The following is a 19,476-nucleotide window of genomic DNA, read 5'->3' as shown; positions in this document are numbered from 1 at the left end:
CTAGGCAACTAACGACCGTTGCAACACGCGCGCTACGTGGATCGCTTCCGTTTGCGCGCCGTCCTTGATCTGATGCCTGCAACTGGTGCCGTCCGCGACCACGATGGCATCGGCGGAACGCTTGCGTACCGCCGGCAGCAGCGACAGTTCCGCCATCGCACGCGACGTCTCGAAGTGCTCCTTTTCATACCCGAAGCTGCCAGCCATCCCGCAGCACGACGACTCGATCGGGGACACCTTCAACCCCGGAATCCAACTGAGTACCGTCTGCACGGGAGCGAAGGCGCCAAAGGCCTTCTGATGGCAGTGTCCGTGTACGAGCGCCTCCGATACATCGAGCGCCCGCAGCGGGAGCGTCAAGCGTCCGGCCTCGTTTTCGCGCACCAGGAATTCTTCGAACAGAAAAGCCTGACCGGCCAATCGTTTCGCGGCATCGCCGTAACCGTAGGTCAAGAATTCGTCGCGCATCGAAAGCAGGCAGGAAGGCTCTAGGCCGACAATCGGAACACCACGCTCTAGATAAGGACCCAACGTATCGAGCGTGCGGCGTGCCTCCGCCTTGGCTTCGTCGACCAAACCGGCTGCGAGGAACGTGCGTCCGCAACAGAGAGGGCGCTCTCCGGCACGGGTATTCAAGTGAACGGTATAGCCGGCGGCCTCGAGGACTGTCTGAGCGGCGCGCGCGTTCTCGGGTTCGTTATAGTTGCTGAAGGTATCGACGAAGAGCAGAACTTCTCGGGACGACGATTCGACACCGGGCGCGGACAACTGAGCGTCCGACGCGCCCGACAGAAATGCCCGCGCGAATTTAGGCAATGTTCGCTGTGGCGCTAGGCCGATCCACCGCTTCATCGCGGGTGCTGCGTAGGGCATGCGTTCCGCCAATGCCAACGCGCCGCGCAGGCGTGAAGCCCACGGCGCATAGCGCGGCAGATAAGCGATCAACCTTTCGCGAAGCGTCGATCCGTGCTTCGTGTTCCATGCATGGCGTGCCTCGATCTTGAAGCGCGCCATGTCGATGCCGGTCGGGCAGTCGCGTTTGCAGCCCTTGCAGGACACGCAAAGGTCCAATGCGGCCTTGACCTCCTCGCTGGCCAAGCCATCCCGCCCGAGCTGGCCGGTCATGGCAAGCCGCAGTGTATTGGCGCGGCCGCGCGTGACGTGCTGTTCGTCTCGCGTGACGCGATAGCTCGGACACATCGTGCCGGCGTCGAACTTCCGGCAATGGCCGTTGTTGTTGCACATCTCCACCGCGGAGGCCAAGCCGTGCGTGGCATCCGTGCCGGTGCCGGGCTCGGTTTCCTCGCCGGACAAAGGATCGCGCGTGACGTTCCAAGCGGACCAGTCGAGCGCGGGCTCGAGCGGCAGGGCCGCATATCCGGGCGCAAACCGGAAATTCTCGCGAGCATCCATTCGCGGCGGCTTCACGATCTTGTCCGGGTTGAAGCGGTTGTCCGGATCGAACATCGCCTTGATTTCGGCGAATGCCGCGTTGATGCGAGGGCCATACTGCCATGCCACCCATTCACCGCGGCAAAGCCCGTCGCCGTGCTCGCCCGAGTAGGCGCCCTTGTATTCCCGCACGAGCGCGGCGGCCTCTTCGGCAATCTCGCGCATATGCGTTGCCCCATCGCGCCGCATATCGAGAATAGGGCGGACATGCAGCGTGCCGACGCTCGCGTGTGCGTACCATGTGCCTTCGGTCCCGTGCTTGTGGAAAACGTCGGTCAGCCGGCTCGTGTATTCGGCCAGGTGCTCGAGCGGGACCGCGCAGTCTTCGATGAAGGAAACCGGCTTGCCGTCGCCCTTCATGCTCATCATGATGTTCAGGCCGGCCTTGCGCACGTCCCACAAGGCTTTCTGCGCGTTGGCCTCGGGCATCTTCACCACGCTGCCGGGCAAGCCCAGATCGCCCATCAGTTCAGTGAGACGCTCGAGCTGCGCGAGCTGAACGTCGCGCGACTCTCCGGCGAATTCCACGAGCAATATCGCCTCGGGCCGTCCCACCAGTGCCTTCTCGATGACGGGGCGGAACGCCGCGTTTTCCATCGACAGGTCGATCATGGTCCGGTCTACCAATTCCACCGCCACGGGCCGCAGCTTGACGATGTGCTGCGTCATGTCCATCGCCTGGTAGAAGGTGGGGAAGTTCACCACGCCGAGAACCTTGTGAGCGGGCAGCGGGGCGAGCTTGAGCGTGATTTGACGGCTGTAGGCCAGCGTGCCTTCCGAGCCAACGAGGATATGGGCAAGATTGGCGTGGCCATCGTCCGTGTACGCGCGCGGGTTCTGGCAATCGAAGAGATCGATGTTGTATCCGGCCACGCGGCGCAGGACCTTCGGCACCCGCTCCACGATTTCGTCGCGCTCGCGTTCGGCGATCCGCTTCAAGCCGCGCAAGATGTCGAGCGTGCGATCGCCCGTCACGGGATGGGCCAGCGAGCCGAAGCGGCATTCGCTGCCGTCCGCCAGCACGGCATCGATGGCGAGCACGTTGTGCACCATGTTGCCGTACTCGATCGAACGCGAGCCGCACGAATTGTTGCCGGTCATGCCGCCGATCGTGCACTGCGCGCCGGTCGATACGTCGACCGGAAACCAAAGGCCGTGCGGCTTGAGCCAAGTGTTCAGGTGGTCGAGCACCATGCCGGGCTCGACGGTAACGGTGCGCGCTTTAGGCTCGAAGTCGACAATTTGATTGAGCCACTTGCTGTTGTCGATGACCAGCGCCTCGCCGACGGTTTGTCCGCACTGGCTGGTACCCGCTCCGCGAGCCAGGACCGGAATCTTATGGTCGCGCGCGATGTCGAGCGCCATGCGTAGATCGGCCTGGTCACGCGGCACGACGACGCCCATCGGCATGATCTGATAGATGGACGCGTCGGTGGCATAGCGTCCGCGGCTTGCACGATCGGCGTAGACGTCGCCACGCAGTTCCTTGCGCAAGCGCGAGAAGAGCGGCGAGAGTGCGGCGCTCTGCGACGGCATGAGGCGTACGGGTTGCAACAGTGACGAAGGGGCGGCGGAAGTCATGGCGGCAATGAGTACGGAAAGGGGCGAGTCAGACGAGCGTGACGCTCACGGGAGGCAGCCCTGGGATATGGCCGCTCGCTACGCCGGCGTCGCCGGGAAAATGCATGCCGGTATATGAGCCCGTGGTTACGACCGTGCCCGCGGGCAGGGCGATTCCGCGCTGCGTGGCATGGTTGACGAGGCGCGGCAGAAGCTGGCGCGGATCGCCCGCCGGATTGAGCGCCGCGCCGTTGATGACGCCATGGCCTTCGAACGTGAACGAGGGATTGGGTGTCACGAACGGAAAATCGCCCTGATAAGGGACGGTCTCGCCGACCACGAGCGCACCGTGATTCAACAGATCGGCAAGCTGTGCCGTTGGTGGCACCTCGGGCCACTCGCGATAGCGGCTGATGACCACTTCGATCGCCGCGCCCATCCGCGCGATACTGCCTAGCACCTCCTCGTCGCTGTAGAGCGCGGCGCGCGGTGCGAAGTCACGGCCGAAGCAGAACGCAATCTCGAGTTCGAGCGCGAGCGGGCGAGAAGCGGGGCGAGAGCATGTCGAGCCGCTTTCTTGAAGGCATGCTTTAGGCAGCGGTGCGCATCGGATTGGCGCATCCGGCGACTTCGCGCCTACCTTCCACCCTCCGATTGTCACGTGGCGCTGGTGCAGAAAATGGTCTTGCACGGCATACGCCGCTTCGATATCCGTGGGCACGAGTTCGGGCGGCAAATCGCCGAACGCAATCCCGCTGTCCCATCCCGCCGCGAGCAGCGCCGCCAGTTTTTGTGTGGCGCTTTGCGCCAAGTCTTGTGTCGATTGAATCGTCATGTGGGTATTCGAGAATTAGGGTGCACCGCCGTATCGGCGGCGCACGATCGATGTCATGCAGGCGAGCGCTTGCTGACGGTTTCGGGGGCGGATGTGCTGACGAAGCGGCTCTCCGGCTGCATGCGAAAAGCGAGGACCACGCCTACGCCCATCAGAACGATGCTTCCGATGAACGGCAATTCCCAGTTGCCGAACCGGTCGATCACATAGCCGGAAATGACGGGCGACAAGATGGCCGCCAGGGCGGAGCCCGTATTCATCATGCCGCTGGCGGTGCCGGAGTGCTCGGGCGCAACGTCCATCGGCACGGCCCACATCGGGCCGATCGTCATTTCCGCGAAGAAGAAGCCGGCGGCCAGGCAGATCACGGAGATATCGACGTCGTGCGTGAACAGCAAAGGCATGAGCGACACCACGGTCAGCATCATGCACACCGCCACCATCCAGCTTCGCGCCAACTTCAGGCTGCCGGTTTTCTTGTACAGCTTGTCGGTGACCACGCCGCCGAGCGTGTCGCCGAGCACGCCCGCGAAGAACACCGCGGAGGCGAACACGGCGGACTTCTTGAGATTCAGCGAATAGCTGTGCAGGAAGTATTGCGGGATCCAGCTCAGGAAGAGCCACAAGGTCCAGCCATAACAGAAGTACACGACGGTGACCGGCAACATCCGCTTGAACAGCTGACCCCACGGTACGGGCGGCGCCTTCTGCTTGGGCGCCGGCAACACGGCGAGTTCATCCGGTGTGATGCGGGGGTGGGCTTTGGGGTCCTCGGTAAAGGTCACCGACCAAATGACGACCCAGACAAGACTGAGAGCGCCGCAAATATAGAACGATGCGCGCCAGCCGTGCGTTGCCATGACGAATACGATCGCGGCCGGGGCGACTGCATTGCCGATCCGGGCGCAGGCATGCGTGAGACCTTGCGCGAAGCCGCGCTTCTCGCGTGCGACCCACCGCGACATGGCCGAGGTGGCGGCGGGGAAGGTCGCGCCTTCGCCGAATCCGAGGAGCAGCCGGGCCGCGAGCAGCGAGATCAGCCCGCCTGCCGCGCCGGTCAGAATCGTCGCTACGGCCCAGAGCAACCCGCATGCGAGCAGCGTGCGGCGAGCGCCGAATCGATCGCTCACCCATCCGCCGATGATCTGGAACACGAGATACGGATAGGCGAATGCCGAAAAGACGAGGCCGATCTCGGTTCGATTCAGCCCGAACTCCTTGCTGAAACCGGCGGCGGCCGTGCTTACGTTGACGCGATCGAGGTACGTTATGAAATACATCAAGCACAACATCACTAATACGACGCTTGTCGCGCGGACCAGCTTCATGTCTTGTCTCCTTGATGTTGCCGGCTCGCAGTCTCGAGCCGGCATCGTTCTTTGCTTTATGTGATGTGCTCAGGCTGCCGCGCGCAACGTGTTCGTGCGTGCCGCCGAGGCCAGGTAGTCCATCGCCGCGACGACGCCGCTTGCTTCGAGCGACACGCCGGCGAGCTTCAAGCCCATTTCGCAGCCGGCGAGCGTTGCCATCAACGTCAGGTCGTTGCAGTCGCCGAGGTGGCCGATGCGGAACATCGTGCCGCGAATCTTGCCGAGCGCCTGGCCCAGCGACATATCGAACTTCTCGTAGATGATCTTGCGCACGGCGTCGGCATCCACGCCGGCCGGCATGATCACGCCGGTCAACACGGGGCTGTAGACGCTCGGGTCGGCGCATTGGATTTGCAGGCCCCACGCGCGCACCGCACGGCGCGTGGCCTCCGCCAGGCGATCATGGCGGGCGAACACATTGTCCAATCCCTCGCCGAGAATCATGTCGAGCGCCTCCGAGAGGCCGTAGAGCAGATTCGTGTTGGGCGTGTACGGCCAATAGCCGTTTTTGTTGGCTTCGATGATCTCGCTCCAGCCCCAGAACGCACGCGGCAATGTCGCGTGCCGGCTCGCTTCGATCGCCTTGGGCGAGAGTGCATTGAAGCTGATGCCGGGAGGCAGCATCAATCCTTTTTGCGAACCCGACACCGTCACGTCGACACCCCACTCGTCGTGGCGATAGTCGGCCGAGGCGAGCCCGGAGATCGTGTCGACCAGCAGCAAGGCGGGATGGCCCGCCGCATCGATGGCGCGCCGAACCGCTGCGATGTCGGACGTGACGCCCGTCGACGTTTCGTTGTGGACGACGCAAACGGCTTTGATTCCACGAGCGGTATCGGCGCGCAGCCGCGCTTCGATCATGTCGGGCTGCACGCCGCGCCGCCATCCTTCCAGACCCGGAAGGCCGATGAATTCCGGCTTCAGTCCCAGCGCCTCGGCCATCTTCTTCCAGAGCGTGGCGAAGTGGCCGGTTTCGTACATGAGCACGGTATCGCCGGGGCTGAGCGTGTTCGTCAGCGCGGCTTCCCACGCCCCCGTACCCGACGCCGGATAGATGATCACCGGCTGTTCGGTCTTGAACACCTCCTTGATGTCGGCAAGCACCTTGCGCCCCAGCGCACCGAACTCGGGACCGCGGTGGTCGATGGTCGGGTAGCTCATCGCCCGGAGAATCCGGTCGGGAACGGGGCTCGGTCCCGGGATCTGCAGGAAGTGGCGGCCGGAAGGATGGAAGTCGAGGTTCAGCATGGGCGTTTCGCTCCTTGGTTGCATTTTGAATTTTGAATGCAAAATACTTTAGCAGACCAAGGCGATGGATTCCAAGCGAAGATTTGCTCCGTGGTCGTGGTGTTTACCCGGTGGTTGCGGCAGTTTAGTGACGCCGTATGAGTTGCGGTAAAATCGCGGGAGACGAGAACAGAGGACATTGCATGCAAGAATCCACCACACGATCCTCGGATGGCGGGGCGCCCGCGCTCCCGCTGCTGGAGCGTCAGCGGTTGCACGACACGGTGGTCGAGCACCTGCGCAAATTCATCGTGGAAGGGATGCTGAAACCGGGTACGCGACTGAACGAGCGGGAGTTGTGCGAGACGCTCGGCATCTCGCGAACGCCGTTGCGAGAGGCGCTCAAGGTCTTGGCGTCCGAAGGCTTGGTCGTGCTGTCGCCCAATCGCGGAGCCAGCGTTTACCGGATGAGCGAATCGGAGATCCGGGAGACATTCGAATTGATGTCAGGGCTGGAGGCGTTTTCGGGCGAGCTGGCCTGCGAACGCATCACCGCCGCGGAGCTCGCCGAGATCAAGGCGCTGCATTACGCCATGCTGGCGTGCCGGGTGCAGAACGATCTTCCCGGCTACTACAGCCGGAACCAGGATATCCACGACCGCATCAACGAAGCGGCCCGCAACACCGTCCTGCGCCAGACCTATCAGTCGATCAACCGGCGGATCATGGCGATGCGGTTTCGTTCGAATCAGAAGGTCGAGAAATGGGATCGGGCAGTGCACGACCACGAGGAGATCGTCAAGGCGCTCGAGGCTCGCGACGGCAAGGCGCTGGCCGCCATCTTGCGGCGCCACCTCTTGGAAAAGCGCGATGCCGTGCTGCAGATGGCATTGGACGAATCCAGATCCGCTGACGAAGCGGCATGACTCGCGGTTGATTGAGCGCCTTGCACGCCGGCCTGCGTCGATTTCTCAAATGGAGGCGTGGGAAGAAGTAACCGGCGCTCGGGCCGGGTTGATTCCTTTGGACTCCTAAGCGCTTTCCAGTGCTTCGTGATGGACCGGTTCGGCTTCGAGCGTGAGCGTCTCTCGTCCTGCACGCTTGTTCGCATACATCGCGTGGTCCGCGATGGCAATCAACTCGGCGATAGACGGTTGTTTCGTCTCGTCGACGGGCGCAACCCCGACGCTGAAGTTCAATTCGTAACCGCGCTGCTGGGCGCGGTTGTACCGTTCGACGCCGGTGCGAACACGCTCGATGATTTGCGCTTCGGCCCCTTGTTCGGCGCCCACGACGAGCGCGACGAACTCGTCGCCGCCCAGCCGCGCGAGCACGTCGGTCTCGCGCATGGACTCACGCAGCACGTCCGCGAATCCGACGAGCGCCAGGTCGCCTTCGGTGTGCCCGTGGTCGTCGTTGATTTGCTTGAATCCGTTCAGATCGAAAAACAGCATCGATGCGCGCGAGCGTGCACGCTTGCACAACTGCAGCAAGTGATGCCCCAGCGCTTCGAATCCACGCCGATTCGACAATCCCGTCAAGTCGTCGGTGGCCGCCAGTTGCAGCACCTCGAGTTCGCGCTCGGCGATGCGGCCGAGGTCGCGCAGCAAGCCCCGCTCCTCGGCGTCGAACGTGCGCGGCTTCGTGTCCACGATGCAAAAGGCACCGACTTTGATGTCTTGGTGCAAGGTGAGCGGGCATCCCGCATAGAAGCGCACGCCCAGGCTGCCGGTGACCAAGGGGTTGTCGGAGAAGCGCGGATCGGCCTGCGCGTCCTCGATCACGAACAGATCGTCGTCGAGGATCGTGTGCCCGCAAAACGAAATGTCGCGCGGGGTTTCGGTCACGGAGAGCCCGATGCAGGACTTGAACCACTGACGGTCGCTATCGACCAGCGAGACCGAGGAAATGGGGACGTCGAATAGGCGCTTGGCGAGACGCGTCAAGCGATCGAACCGCTCCTCGGGAGGTGTGTCGAGAATGTCCAGCGAGCGCAGCAGGGCGATGCGAGCGGCTTCGTTCGACGGATGGGCAGGCTTTTGCATAACGCTCCATATCAGAGGGCGGGCGCGGTCCGCTCGACGCGCCATTTCCAGTCAATTCAGGATACGGCGCGAAGCTGCCGGGCGATTGGGCGAACAAGGCGAACATTGGGTATCGATTCGCGGCATTGAGTGGGCCCGCGCGGCAATGGGTATGAAGGTTGCGATCTTCAAAGGATTTCTCCTTTCCAAAGGTGCAATCTTGAAAACGATCATTGCCTGCGGTGCTGTCGTTACGCTCGTTCTCTGCGCAGGTCAGGCGCAGGCCAAGGGATGCATGAAAGGCGCGGTGGTCGGCGGGGTGGCGGGGCACGTGGCCGGGAAACATGGCGTGGCCGGCGCAGGGGTTGGCTGCGCGATCGGCCATCACGAGGCGAAGAAGAAGCAGCGTGCGGCGAGCCAGGCGGCGGCTGCGCAAGCCGCATCGTCGACGTCGAAGTAATCGGGCGGCCCGGCGAACGGCTCGAAGAAGGCTCGAAGAAGCGTTGTCCGAAGCCGCGATGGACCCCGATGGCGCCCGATAGACCGATTCGATTCGTCTGAGATCGAAGCGCGTTTGCCGAGGCGGCCCGCGCCGTTTTTGCGGAGGGGTTATCCTTTCGCCTTTGCCGCCTCACGCGGCGTGCTTCGGGAGAGTGCGATGGAATACCGCAAGTTCGGCGCAACCGGTCTCAGTGTTTCGCGCGTGTGCCTCGGAACGATGACGTTCGGCTTTCAGACGGACGAGGCCGCGTCCGTCCGGATCATGGACGCGGCGTCCGATGCCGGCGTCACGTTTTTCGATACGGCGAACGTCTACCCGCTCGGCGGCGGCGAGTCGCGCGTGGGCCACACCGAGGAAATCGTCGGGCGCTGGCTCGAGGGCAAGCGTCATCGTTTCGTGCTGGCGACGAAAGCCGTCGGAAAGATGGGCCCGTCGCCGTGGGACCATGGCGCCTCACGCAAGCATTTGCTCGACGCCATCGACGCGTCGCTGCGGCGGCTTCGTACCGACTACGTCGATCTGTATCAGCTGCATTCGGACGATCGGGAGACGCCGCTCGACGAAACGCTGGAAGCGCTCGACGTCATCGTGCGCTCGGGCCGCGCGCGCTACGTGGGCGTGTCGAATTTTCTCGCGTACCGGCTGGCTTTGGCACTGGGGCGGGCGGACGTTCTGCGCACGGCACGCTTCGTCTCGGTTCAGCCGCGCTACAACTTGCTGTTTCGCCAGATCGAACGCGAACTGCTGCCGCTCGCCGACGAAGAAGGGTTGGCCGTCCTGCCTTATAACCCGCTGGCGGGCGGGCTGCTGACGGGCAAGCATCAGCGTGAGGCACCGCCGCCCGAGGGGCGCTTCACGGTCGGTACGGCTGGGGAGATGTACCAGGCCCGGTATTGGCACGAGCGGGAATTCGACACCATCGAAGCGCTCAAGAAGCTGGCCGCCGACGCGGGTCATCCGCTTTCCACTGTCGCCGTGGCATGGGTCTTGTCGAATAGCACGATCACGTCGGCGATCCTCGGTGCAAGCCGTCCCGAGCAATTGAAGGACACATTGGCAGCCGTCGATCTTGCGCTCGATCCGCAATTGAAGACCAAGCTCGACGAACTCACGCATGAGTATCGTTTCGGGGACGCAACCCGATAGGTGCCGGCCGGCACGAGCCGGCTGCTTGATAATCGGCGGCGACGTAGCGCGGCGAGCCGCGCTACGCGCGCTGCTCCTCGGCGTTCGGAGCCGGAGGTGTTGGCCCAGTGTTGTCGCTGCGCATGCGCTTGACGTCGTCAACCGGGCTCACGCCGAACAGTCGCTTGAATTCGCGGCTGAATTGCGAGGCGCTTTCGTAGCCCACGCGCGTCGCGGCCGCGCTGACGTTCAAGCCGTCCTGCACCATCAGCAATCGCGCTTGATGGAGCCGCGTCGTTTTGACGTATTGCATCGGCGACGTTTCGGTCACCGCTTTGAACTGCGCATGAAACACGGCCAAGCTCATGCCCGCTTCGCGCGCGAGCGTGGGCACGTCGAGCTCGCAGGCGAAGTCCGTATGAATGCGGCGCAAGGCTTTCGAAATTCGTCCGAAGTGATCCTGATGGGTCAGCGCCGCGCGGATCATGTCGCCTTGCGATCCGGTCAGCACGCGGTAGCAGATCTCGCGGACGATCGCGGGGCCCAGGATGCGCGCGTCGTGCGGCGACGCGAGCGATTCGAGCAGCCGCAGCACCGCGTCGCTGAGCGTAGTGTCCAGCGGCGTGGCATAGACGGCGCGCGGTTCGCCGTCGATCGGGCCCCGCGTATCGCCCAGCGTCAGCAGCAGTTCAGCCACGACGGCCAGATCGACCCGGACCGAAATCGCCAGCATCGGCTCGTCGGGTGTCGCTTCGGTTTCGCACTCGAACGGCAACGGCACGGCTAGGACGAGGTAGTGCTGCGCGTCGTAGACGAACGCCTGACTGCCTAGAAAACCATGCTTGCGGCCCTGTGCCACGATGACGATCGACGGCTCGTACATGACGGGCAGGCGCGGCGTGGAGACATTCGTGCGCATGAACTTCACGCCGTCGAGCACCGAATAGGTGTAGCCTTCGCCCGGGGCGAGCTTCGCCAGCAATTCGACCATGCGCGTTTGCGCGGGGCTGACGAAATGAGAGGCCGAGGCGGGAATGGACATGGACGTCGGGCGCGCAAATTGGGAGAATCGGGCTCGAAATATAGCGCCGATTTCGCTTTTTCGCTGACGGTCCGGAGAAAAAGGCAAACGTTCGATAGATTCAGGCATTCCGTGGTGGCACGACTCTTCCTACCATGTGCACCAGCGTAGCTCCACGTCGGAGCACCGCATTTCGCAGGAGAGACCACCCATGTATACGACTCACGGATACGCGGCGAAGGACGCCGCCTCGCCTCTCGCCCCGTTCGACATTCAGCGCCGCGACCTTCGCGAGCATGATGTGCAAATCGAGGTGTTGTTTTGCGGCGTTTGCCACTCGGATCTGCATCAAGCGCGCGACGAATGGCGCAATACGATCTATCCCGTCGTGCCGGGGCATGAAATCGTCGGCCGTGTGACTAAGGTCGGGCCCTCGGTGTCGCACTACAAGAGCGGCGATCTGGTTGGAGTCGGCTGTCTCGTCGATTCGTGCCGCACCTGCGCGAGCTGCGACGAAGGCCTCGAGCAATACTGCGAGAACGGGTTCGTCGGCACGTACAACGGCACCGATCGCGAGAGCGGCGAAACGACGTACGGCGGGTATTCGACCAGCGTCGTCGTCGATGAAGCCTTCGTGCTGAGCGTGCCGGACAATCTCGATCCGGCCGGTGCCGCGCCGCTGCTGTGCGCGGGCATCACGACCTACTCGCCGCTGCGTCAATGGGGCGCCGGCCCCGGTAAGAAAGTGGGCATCGTCGGCCTTGGCGGGCTGGGCCACATGGGCGTGAAGCTCGCGCGTGCGATGGGCGCGCACGTTGTGTTGTTTACGACGTCGCCGTCGAAAGTGGAAGACGCGAAGCGCCTCGGCGCGCACGAAGTCGTGATTTCGAAAGACGAAGCGCAAATGCAGGCGCATTTGAACAGCTTCGACTTCATTCTCAATACGGTGGCGGCCCAGCACGATCTCAATCCGTTCATCGCGCTGCTCAAGCGCGATGCGACGATGACGCTCGTCGGTGCGCCGGAACACGATCATCCGTCGCCCCAGGTGTTCAACCTGATTTTCAAGCGCCGCCGTCTCGCCGGCTCGCTGATCGGGGGGATTGCCGAAACGCAGGAGATGCTCGATTTTTGCGGTCAGCACGGCATTACTTCGGATATCGAAATCATTCCGATGCAGAGCGTCAATCAGGCCTTCGAGAGAATGCTGAAGAGCGATGTGAAGTACCGCTTCGTGATCGATCTCGATTCGCTTCGGAAATAGCCCGTTTGAGAGCCCGCGACGGGCTTGACTCGCATACGTCGGTTGCCGAACATTAGCGTTCGTCTTTGGACCGGCGTGTGCGATGCCGACGGTCATTACGATCGCGCGCGGCCAGCTCTTGTTTGCTCGAGCGCGATGCCTGCGGGCCACTGCTCTGCGATTACCTCACTCCGGGATCTTCAAGAAAATCCGTGATCGAATCGCGGCTCGGGGTTAAGCCCTTCAACTGAAGAACGGCACCCGCGTTGCCGCGGTGATAGGTCCCGTGCAGGCAAACGTGCAGGATGATTTCGCCTCGCCGCATGCGTGCAGGCTTCCCACTCGTGAAGGTGAAATCGATGGGTTCCTCGACATCGCTCTCCTTTAAGTCGTTCACGTAACCGACGTACCAGTCGTCGACTTCTCGCGCGTCGCGTTCGAGTGCTTCGAGTTCCGCCGGCCGTTCGGATCGCGGTGCCTGAAACGTATGCGACAGGCCTTGCAAATGGTGCTGGAAGATCTTGTCGACCACGTGCATGTGGTCGAGGATGCGCAGCATGACCGAACGCTCTTCGTGGGTTAGCTGGTCGAAGTTTTTACCAACGGCATCGTAGAGGCCACGATCGGCCCATTGTTTGATCGCAATCAGTTGAGCGTAGGGCTGACGGGACACGAGCGTTCTCCTTTCAAAGCCGAGTTGGCGGCGCACGTCGATATCGTGCACCGGGCGGTTTTCGCGTTGCACTCCGAATCGCCAGATGCATAATACGAGCGGTCGCTCGTATTTACCTACTCGCATTTGGAGCACAGCAAATGCCGCCGAAACCGCTCACGAAACCCAGGAAGCGCGCGTCTCAGGACAGATCGCGTGCGACAGTCGATGCCCTCATCGAGGCGACCGCTCGCATTTTGGTGAAGGATGGGTTCGATAAGGCGAGCACGAATCGGATCGCGGAAAAAGCGGGCGTCAGCGTTGGTTCGCTCTATCAGTATTTCCCGAGCAAGGAGGCGCTCGTTGCCGCGGTGATGGTGCGCCACAGAGCGGAGCTGATGCAAGTCGTGCGCGAGACGGTAAGCGAGTTTGCCGCGCTTCCAGTGGAGGAGGCCGTGCCGCAGTTCATCAGAGCCGCGATCAAGGCGCATCGCGTCGACCCAAAGCTGCATTGCGTGCTGGCTGAGCAGACTCCGCGTACGGGTAGGCTCGAGAACGCGGAAGTTTTCAACACCGAGGCGTATTCGATATTCTTCGCTTATCTCGAGGCTCATCGCGACGAGATTCGTGCTGTCGATTTGCAACTGGCGACGTTCGTATGCATGACCTCGATAGAGGCGCTGACCCATACCGCCGTTTTGCATTACACGGATCGCCTCTCGGACGAAGCGTTCGATGCGCTCGTCGACGAGGCCTCGAGGCTGATCGTCCGGTACCTGTCGCCGCTATGAAAGAAGGTGGGTCGCCGCGTGCTCGATGACGGCGCGTTTTAACTGCGCCAATGCGGGCGGAATATCGCGGTGTCGGGTGTGCAAGCAGAGATCGACCGTCGGCAGCGGCGGAAGCCCGTCTCTCTCATCGAGTCGTCTAACCGAAGACGGTAGCCCGGCGCCTGTTCTCAACGTGATGCCAAGGCCTGCCGCCACGCCGGACTAAAGGCTTTGAAGGCTGGCCGTGGTATAGGCGAGCCTCCAGGAAATATTGGCGCCATCGAGCGCCTCGATACCGGCGCGGCGAAAGAAGCAGGGGGCGTTGTACAAGGCCAAGTCCAGCGGGCGGCCGGCGCTCAGGACAATGTCGCTTCCGGCTGGCCCGATCCATGTCATCGGCAGCGTCGCGAGATGTTCAGCATCTGGGCGGCTCGAGGGCGTATGACTATGGTGTCGCGCCGAAGGGGCTGTTGGTCATCGATGCGCAGGGACACTATTCGCTGAAAATTTTCAAAGCGGAACGCCCTCGATTTGCATCAGGCGACAAGGGGGCGGGCACGCAGGCCGAGTATAAAGCGGCCGTCATGGGGTCCAGCACGCACTTCGGAACGATCAGCGTCGACCCGGCTGGTGCAACGTTGACCTTCCACATTCAGAACGCTTCCTTTCCGAACTGGGAGGGAGTGGAACAGAAGCGCAGCTACGAACTCAAAGACGGCGAATTGAGCTACCGCGTGGCACCGCGACCGAACGGAGACGTGCCGATCTCCGTTTGGCGTCGCATGGATTAGACGGGTGGAATAGGCTACTCGTCGACACCTATCGGTTCAGCCCGTCGACAGCCCCTCGAGCGTTAGCACCTTTTGCACCTGGGGCCGCGCGCGAACGCTGTCATACCACTCGCGGAGATGATCGAGCGAAGTCAGGTCGATGTCGGCTTGATAGACCGAGTTGAGCCACGTCGCCTTTCCCCAACCGGTAAGGGCAAACAGATACGCATCCGCGACCGTAAAGACATCGCCCATGAGGTAGCGTCGTTCATGCAATTGTCGATCGATCCATTCGAAACGGCTCCTCAGCTTTGGCCGCGCTGTCTCGACGTACTTTCCCGCAGCCACGGCATAGAGAAGCGGAATGAAGCCTTTATGGATTTCGGTGGACAGGAAGTTCAGCCATTCCAGCAATCGGTAGCGGGCCATCGTTCCATTGGCCGGTGCAAGCCCCGTCTCCGGGCGCCGATCGGCGAGATACTGCGCGATCACGGGGCCTTCACGCATGGCCGAGCCGTCGTCCAATTCGAGTACCGGTACGTAGCCTAGTTCAGCGACGTCATAGAAGCTGCGACCGTCTTCAATCGCGTGCTTGCGTGGGTCGACGCGGATCAATTCCGCATCGAGCCCGGCTTCGCGCAGGACGATGTGTACTGCCTGTGAGCAACTGCCGGGTGCGTAATAAAGCTTCATAAAAGGCCTCGCTTCCAGTTTCAAATTATTCGTAATGCGTACGCTGCGCGATAGATGGCGGACTATCGCCCACATCCACTAAAAAAGGAAGAAGGCATAACTTTGTGGTATAGGTACAAAATTTATACCAGCGGTAAATCGATTCGATGAAAAGCAGTGTGAGCGGATGTTCGGTCGAGGAAGCGATGCGGCTGCTTGGCGGGCGATGGCGCTTGCTGCTCGTTTCGTATCTTTTGGACGGTCCGAAGCGCTTTGGCGAACTTCGCAAGGACGTTCCTGGGATCTCTCAACGCATGTTGACGCTCGATCTGCGGGCGCTGGAGGACGCGGGGCTCGTCAGGCGAACTGTCTTCGCGGAAGTCCCCGTCAAGGTCGAATATCAACTCACGGAAGACGGCTTACGGATGGAACCGGTCGTAGCCGTCATGAAGGCGTTCGGGTTGTGGCTGAAAAGCCGCGCGTGATGGCCTATTGCCGATTCGTGGCTGCGAACAGGAAATGGCCGCCGCCCGAGCGTGATTGAGTAGTGTTCGCCGTAGCGCTCGAGTCCGCCGCTTTCTGCTCTGCGAATTCGGTAAGCAAGCTGCGCCCGAGAACATCTTCGATCTCCGAAAAACCTAGCGCGCGTAGCTTTTCATGCAACTGTGCCGGTTCGAAGTAGGACAGAAACGGTTCGCCGATAGCGGCTACACGCGCGGCTCGTTCCAGGTGCAGCGTCGCCAGTTCCGGAGGAAGCGATGCAGGCGGTTCGCCATAGTCGAACACGAGATCGGCGCCTCCTGGAAGATCGGCAATCACGCTCAGCGTTAGATCGATCGCGTTCTCCGTCAAATAAGGAACGACGCCAAGCCACATGAAAAATGTGCGCTCGTTCGTATCGAAGCCGGCTGCGGTGAGGCCGTCCTGCAGCGAATCCTTTTCGAAATCGATCGGTGCATAGGTGAGAGAGTTCGGGATCGCGATCCCGGCTTGTTCAAGTCGTTTCCGCTTCCATGATTGCGTTGCGGGATGATCGATTTCGAACAAGCGGATATGGTCTGGGAACGGATGACGGTAAGAGAACGTGTCCAAGCCGGCGCCGAGTACGACGACCTGGCGCACGCCGCGTTGCTCGACCGCGTCCCTTGCGGCACTTTCGGCAAAGCGTGACCGCGCTGCAAGGAACAATCTGATTCCGCGTCGAGACGGCTGCGATTCGACATCGTGCTGGATATCGCTCGCGCTCATGCCTAGGATCGAGAGCGCGAGCGGGTCGCTGAAGATCTTCCCCTGCTCTACAACCTGATGGATCGCTCGATGCGTCGCGGCTGCAAAAGCAGTGCGGCTGGGTTCGCGTTCGTTCATGACTTTCTCGTTTGCTATTCGACTCAAGGAGTGTAGCTGTTCACGTCATCTGCATGGGCGCGCAGAATCATATTTGTTGTGTATAATTACACAAATGAACAGCGCGCACCTCATCAAGCTACTGATCTCCGACGGCTGGCGACTCGCGCATACGGTCGGTTCTCACCACCAGTTCAAGCACCCGACAAAAAGAGGCAAGGTGACGGTGCCACATCCGAAGAAGGACCTTCCGGTGGGCACGGTGCGCAGTATTTTGAAACAAGCGGGCCTAAAAGACTCGTAACCCACATCAAAAATAGTAGGAGCGCGAAATGCTCTATCCACTCTATGTCCATGTCGGCGACGCGAAGCACGCGCATGGCGTGACGTTTCCCGACTTCCCCGGGTGTTTTGCGGCGGCGGATGAATGGGAAGATTTGCCGCGCGCCGTTCAGGAGGCGGTTGAGTCGCATTTTTCAGACGTCGACGAAATCGTTCCCGAGCCGACGCCGCTTGAGCAACTTGCTCATGATCCACAGTACGACGGTGGTGTTTGGATGCTGTTCGATATAGACCTATCGCGAATCAACTCCAAGGCAATCCGACTCAACATCAGCCTTCCGGAACGGCTCGTTCAGCAAATCGATGCGGCGGCGCGCGAACGGCATATGTCTCGATCGGCGTTTCTCGCTCTCGCTGCCGAGCACGAAATGGCTGCGCACTGAGCGCTTCGTGAACCTTCATGTCGATGCTGAAACCGCTCGCGCAGCGGAGGTGTTCCTGCAACGCGTTGCAGGTCGTTACGCAGTGAGCCGTGCAATTCTGTTTGGTAGTCGTGCGCGCGACACGCACGACCCGGAGAGTGACGCTGACATCGCGGTAATCCTGCCGGGGCAGCACAGCAAGCGCATACCGATTGCGCTGGAAATGGCGGGCATCGCGTTTGACGTACTGCTGGAAACAGGGGTGTTGATTGAGGCCCTGCCATTGTGGGAGGACGAAATGCAACACCCGGAATCATTCAGTAATCCGGCGCTGATCGAAAACATTCGCCGCGATGGTATTCCGCTATGCGTACGACGGCGAGCGGTTGCCTCGAGAGAACCGGGCTCGTTCGTGACCAAGGTACGTCAGCGCATGCTTCCGCCATAAACCAACTTCATGCGCGTTCACGCTAACTAGTAACCTTTGTCGCTGATCTCACAGCCTTCGGCGTCTCTGCCGCCCCTGGCGCTCCCGGCCGCGCCGGTACTCCCTTCGCCACGTAATAAGGCACATCCTCCCGAGCCAACGGCGCGCGCCCCCGAATCCGATCTGCGATCTTCTCCGCCAGCATGATCGTCGGCGCATTGAGATTGCCCGTCGTGATGAGCGGCATGATCGACGCGTCCACCACCCGCAACCCCTCGATGCCGTGCACGCGCCCTTCGGCATCGACCACCGACATATCGTCATACCCCATGGCACACGAGCACGACGGGTGATACGCCGTCTCCGCATGCGCACGCACATAGGCATCGAGTTCGGCATCGGTCTTCAAATCCGCGCCCGGACTCAATTCGCGCCCGCGATACCGGTCGAGCGCGCGCTGCGCGATGATCTCGCGTGTGATGCGGATTCCGTCGCGGAACTCGCGCCAATCCAGCGGCTCGGCCATGTAGTTGAACAAGATGCTCGGATGCTCGCGCGGATCGCGCGAGCGAAGCTTGATGCGGCCGCGGCTCGGCGAACGCATCGAGCCCATATGCGCCTGGAACCCGTGCATGTTGATCGCGTTAGAACCGTTGTAGTTGATCGCGATCGGCAAGAAATGATATTGAATGTTCGGCCACGCATCGTCGTCGCGCGTCCGAATGAAGCCGCCCGCTTCGAATTGATTGCTCGCGCCGATACCCGTGCCGTTGACGAGCCATTCCAATCCGATCGCCGGCTGGTTGTACCACTTCAGTGCGGGATAAAGCGATACGGGCTCCTTGCACGCGTACTGCATGTAGATTTCGAGGTGATCTTGCAAGTTGCGGCCGACACCGGGCAGATCGAGCACGACTGGGATGTCGAATTCGCGCAGCCATTCGCCGGGCCCGATGCCCGAGCGCTGCAGCAACTGCGGCGAGGCAACCGCCCCCGAACACACGAGCACCTCGCGTCGCGCATGCGCCGTCGCGGGCGTCTCGTGATGGAGATAAGTCACGCCCGTCGCCCGCTTGCCGGCAAACAGCACACGGTCCGTCTGCGCATGCGTGACGATCGTCAAGTTCGGCCGCTGCCGCGCTTGATCGAGATACCCTCGCGCGGTGCTCGCGCGGCGGCCTTGCGCGGTGACGGTCCGGTCCATCGGGCCGAAGCCCTCTTGCCGATAGCCGTTCAAATCGTCGGTACGCGGATAGCCCGCCTGCACGCCCGCCTCGACCATCGCGCCGAATAGCGGGTTGTTGCCGGGCTTGCTCGTCGTGACATGCACGGGGCCGTCGCCGCCGTGATAGGCATTGGGGCCGGCGTCGCGCGTCTCCGCCTTCTTGAAGTAGGGCAGGCAATCGAGGTAGCTCCAGTTCTCGAGCCCCTTGTTCTGCGCCCAGCCGTCGTAATCGAGCGCATTGCCGCGGATGTAGCACATGCCGTTGATCAACGACGACCCGCCGAGCCCCTTGCCGCGTCCGCATTCCATGCGGCGGTTGTTCATGTGCGGCTCGGGTTCGGTCTCGTAGGCCCAGTTGTAGCGCCGGCCTTGCAGCGGATAGGCGAGCGCGGCCGGCATCTGCGTGCGAAAGTCGAAACGGTAGTCGGGCCCCCCGGCTTCGAGGAGCAGCACGCTGATGTCCGCGTCTTCCGTCAGCCGCGTAGCCAGTACGTTGCCCGCGGATCCCGCGCCGACGATGATGTAGTCGTATTCCTTGGCACTCACGAGCGCT

Annotated in this window: 20 protein-coding genes and 1 pseudogene; 10 read left to right on the top strand and 11 right to left on the bottom strand. The window is 61.9% G+C overall.

The features are described 5' to 3' along the window. The 4 genes from DWV00_RS24510 to DWV00_RS24495 form a co-directional block, all read right to left on the bottom strand. The gene (locus DWV00_RS24510) at positions 1-3,033 is read right to left on the bottom strand and encodes an FAD-binding and (Fe-S)-binding domain-containing protein (RefSeq protein WP_115536206.1); all 3,033 of its coding nucleotides are present in this window, start codon (positions 3,031-3,033) and stop codon (positions 1-3) included. Positions 3,034-3,061: 28 nt separating this feature from the next. Continuing rightward, a complete protein-coding gene (locus DWV00_RS24505; protein ID WP_245965013.1) occupies positions 3,062-3,847 on the bottom strand; it encodes a 2-keto-4-pentenoate hydratase in 786 nt (261 codons plus the stop codon). A gap of 53 nt (positions 3,848-3,900) precedes the next feature. Further along, entirely contained in the window at positions 3,901-5,175 is a 1,275-nt protein-coding gene (locus DWV00_RS24500) for an MFS transporter (protein WP_115536205.1), read from the bottom strand. Between the two features lie 69 nt (positions 5,176-5,244). After that, positions 5,245-6,465, bottom strand: coding sequence for a pyridoxal-phosphate-dependent aminotransferase family protein (locus DWV00_RS24495; RefSeq protein ID WP_115536204.1), 1,221 nt, complete (start codon positions 6,463-6,465; stop codon positions 5,245-5,247). A 182-nt stretch (positions 6,466-6,647) separates the two neighbouring features. Here DWV00_RS24495 and DWV00_RS24490 point away from each other — a divergent pair, with 182 nt between their 5' ends. Beyond that, positions 6,648-7,370 (top strand): GntR family transcriptional regulator, encoded by a 723-nt coding sequence (locus DWV00_RS24490; protein ID WP_115536203.1) that lies wholly within the window; start codon positions 6,648-6,650, stop codon positions 7,368-7,370. 105 nt (positions 7,371-7,475) lie between these two features. Here the strand turns inward: DWV00_RS24490 and DWV00_RS24485 are convergent, their stop codons facing one another. Continuing rightward, positions 7,476-8,489, bottom strand: coding sequence for a GGDEF domain-containing protein (locus tag DWV00_RS24485; RefSeq protein ID WP_115536202.1), 1,014 nt, complete (start codon positions 8,487-8,489; stop codon positions 7,476-7,478). Positions 8,490-8,685: 196 nt separating this feature from the next. Here DWV00_RS24485 and DWV00_RS24480 point away from each other — a divergent pair, with 196 nt between their 5' ends. Both DWV00_RS24480 and DWV00_RS24475 read left to right on the top strand, forming a co-directional pair. After that, the gene (locus DWV00_RS24480) at positions 8,686-8,928 is read left to right on the top strand and encodes a hypothetical protein (protein WP_115536300.1); all 243 of its coding nucleotides are present in this window, start codon (positions 8,686-8,688) and stop codon (positions 8,926-8,928) included. Between the two features lie 198 nt (positions 8,929-9,126). Beyond that, positions 9,127-10,116 carry an aldo/keto reductase gene (locus DWV00_RS24475; RefSeq protein WP_115536201.1) on the top strand — a complete coding sequence of 330 codons (990 nt, stop codon included), beginning with the start codon at positions 9,127-9,129 and terminating at the stop codon, positions 10,114-10,116. Between the two features lie 61 nt (positions 10,117-10,177). Here DWV00_RS24475 and DWV00_RS24470 read toward each other — a convergent pair whose 3' ends face one another. Next, positions 10,178-11,137 (bottom strand): AraC family transcriptional regulator, encoded by a 960-nt coding sequence (locus DWV00_RS24470; protein ID WP_115536200.1) that lies wholly within the window; start codon positions 11,135-11,137, stop codon positions 10,178-10,180. Positions 11,138-11,327: 190 nt separating this feature from the next. Here DWV00_RS24470 and DWV00_RS24465 point away from each other — a divergent pair, with 190 nt between their 5' ends. Next, the gene (locus DWV00_RS24465; protein WP_115536199.1) at positions 11,328-12,380 is read left to right on the top strand and encodes an NAD(P)-dependent alcohol dehydrogenase; all 1,053 of its coding nucleotides are present in this window, start codon (positions 11,328-11,330) and stop codon (positions 12,378-12,380) included. A 160-nt stretch (positions 12,381-12,540) separates the two neighbouring features. Here DWV00_RS24465 and DWV00_RS24460 read toward each other — a convergent pair whose 3' ends face one another. Beyond that, the gene (locus DWV00_RS24460) at positions 12,541-13,032 is read right to left on the bottom strand and encodes a DinB family protein (RefSeq protein ID WP_115536299.1); all 492 of its coding nucleotides are present in this window, start codon (positions 13,030-13,032) and stop codon (positions 12,541-12,543) included. 140 nt (positions 13,033-13,172) lie between these two features. On the opposite strand from DWV00_RS24460, the gene DWV00_RS24455 reads away from it, so the two are divergent. Next, the gene (locus DWV00_RS24455) at positions 13,173-13,802 is read left to right on the top strand and encodes a TetR/AcrR family transcriptional regulator (RefSeq protein ID WP_115536198.1); all 630 of its coding nucleotides are present in this window, start codon (positions 13,173-13,175) and stop codon (positions 13,800-13,802) included. Here the strand turns inward: DWV00_RS24455 and DWV00_RS34690 are convergent. Further along, positions 13,797-14,213, bottom strand: a pseudogene (locus DWV00_RS34690) (LysR substrate-binding domain-containing protein); the annotation flags it as partial. The gene DWV00_RS24455 and the pseudogene DWV00_RS34690 sit on opposite strands and share 6 nt — an antisense overlap. Here DWV00_RS34690 and DWV00_RS24450 point away from each other — a divergent pair. Beyond that, positions 14,171-14,572: a lipocalin-like domain-containing protein gene (locus DWV00_RS24450; protein WP_115536197.1), complete on the top strand. Its 402-nt coding sequence runs from the start codon at positions 14,171-14,173 to the stop codon at positions 14,570-14,572. The pseudogene DWV00_RS34690 and the gene DWV00_RS24450 overlap by 43 nt on opposite strands. A gap of 36 nt (positions 14,573-14,608) precedes the next feature. On the opposite strand, the gene gstA is transcribed toward DWV00_RS24450, so the two are convergent. Next, on the bottom strand, positions 14,609-15,244 hold the full coding sequence (gstA, locus tag DWV00_RS24445) for a glutathione transferase GstA (RefSeq protein ID WP_115536196.1): 636 nt from the start codon (positions 15,242-15,244) through the stop codon (positions 14,609-14,611). Positions 15,245-15,390: 146 nt separating this feature from the next. Here gstA and DWV00_RS24440 point away from each other — a divergent pair, with 146 nt between their 5' ends. Further along, the gene (locus tag DWV00_RS24440) at positions 15,391-15,708 is read left to right on the top strand and encodes a winged helix-turn-helix transcriptional regulator (protein WP_115536195.1); all 318 of its coding nucleotides are present in this window, start codon (positions 15,391-15,393) and stop codon (positions 15,706-15,708) included. A gap of 4 nt (positions 15,709-15,712) precedes the next feature. On the opposite strand, the gene DWV00_RS24435 is transcribed toward DWV00_RS24440, so the two are convergent. Further along, positions 15,713-16,588, bottom strand: coding sequence for a class I SAM-dependent methyltransferase (locus DWV00_RS24435; protein ID WP_115536194.1), 876 nt, complete (start codon positions 16,586-16,588; stop codon positions 15,713-15,715). A gap of 94 nt (positions 16,589-16,682) precedes the next feature. On the opposite strand from DWV00_RS24435, the gene DWV00_RS24430 reads away from it, so the two are divergent. Genes DWV00_RS24430 through DWV00_RS34685 form a run of 3 tightly spaced genes read left to right on the top strand, consistent with a single transcriptional unit; the run spans position 16,683 to position 17,719 of the window. Continuing rightward, positions 16,683-16,871, top strand: a complete 189-nt coding sequence (locus tag DWV00_RS24430; RefSeq protein WP_115536193.1) for a type II toxin-antitoxin system HicA family toxin — start codon at positions 16,683-16,685, stop codon at positions 16,869-16,871. Positions 16,872-16,899: 28 nt separating this feature from the next. Continuing rightward, positions 16,900-17,292 (top strand): type II toxin-antitoxin system HicB family antitoxin, encoded by a 393-nt coding sequence (locus DWV00_RS24425; RefSeq protein ID WP_115536192.1) that lies wholly within the window; start codon positions 16,900-16,902, stop codon positions 17,290-17,292. A 7-nt stretch (positions 17,293-17,299) separates the two neighbouring features. Next, positions 17,300-17,719 (top strand): nucleotidyltransferase domain-containing protein, encoded by a 420-nt coding sequence (locus DWV00_RS34685; RefSeq protein ID WP_342767007.1) that lies wholly within the window; start codon positions 17,300-17,302, stop codon positions 17,717-17,719. 22 nt (positions 17,720-17,741) lie between these two features. On the opposite strand, the gene betA is transcribed toward DWV00_RS34685, so the two are convergent. After that, positions 17,742-19,469: a choline dehydrogenase gene (betA, locus tag DWV00_RS24415; RefSeq protein ID WP_115536190.1), complete on the bottom strand. Its 1,728-nt coding sequence runs from the start codon at positions 19,467-19,469 to the stop codon at positions 17,742-17,744. Between the last annotated feature and the right edge of the window lie 7 nt (positions 19,470-19,476).

The organism is Trinickia dinghuensis (genome assembly GCF_003367175.1).
Lineage (GTDB): Bacteria > Pseudomonadota > Gammaproteobacteria > Burkholderiales > Burkholderiaceae > Trinickia > Trinickia dinghuensis.
Note: the sequence above shows the minus strand (reverse complement) of the source record. Positions and strands in the feature narration are given on the sequence as shown.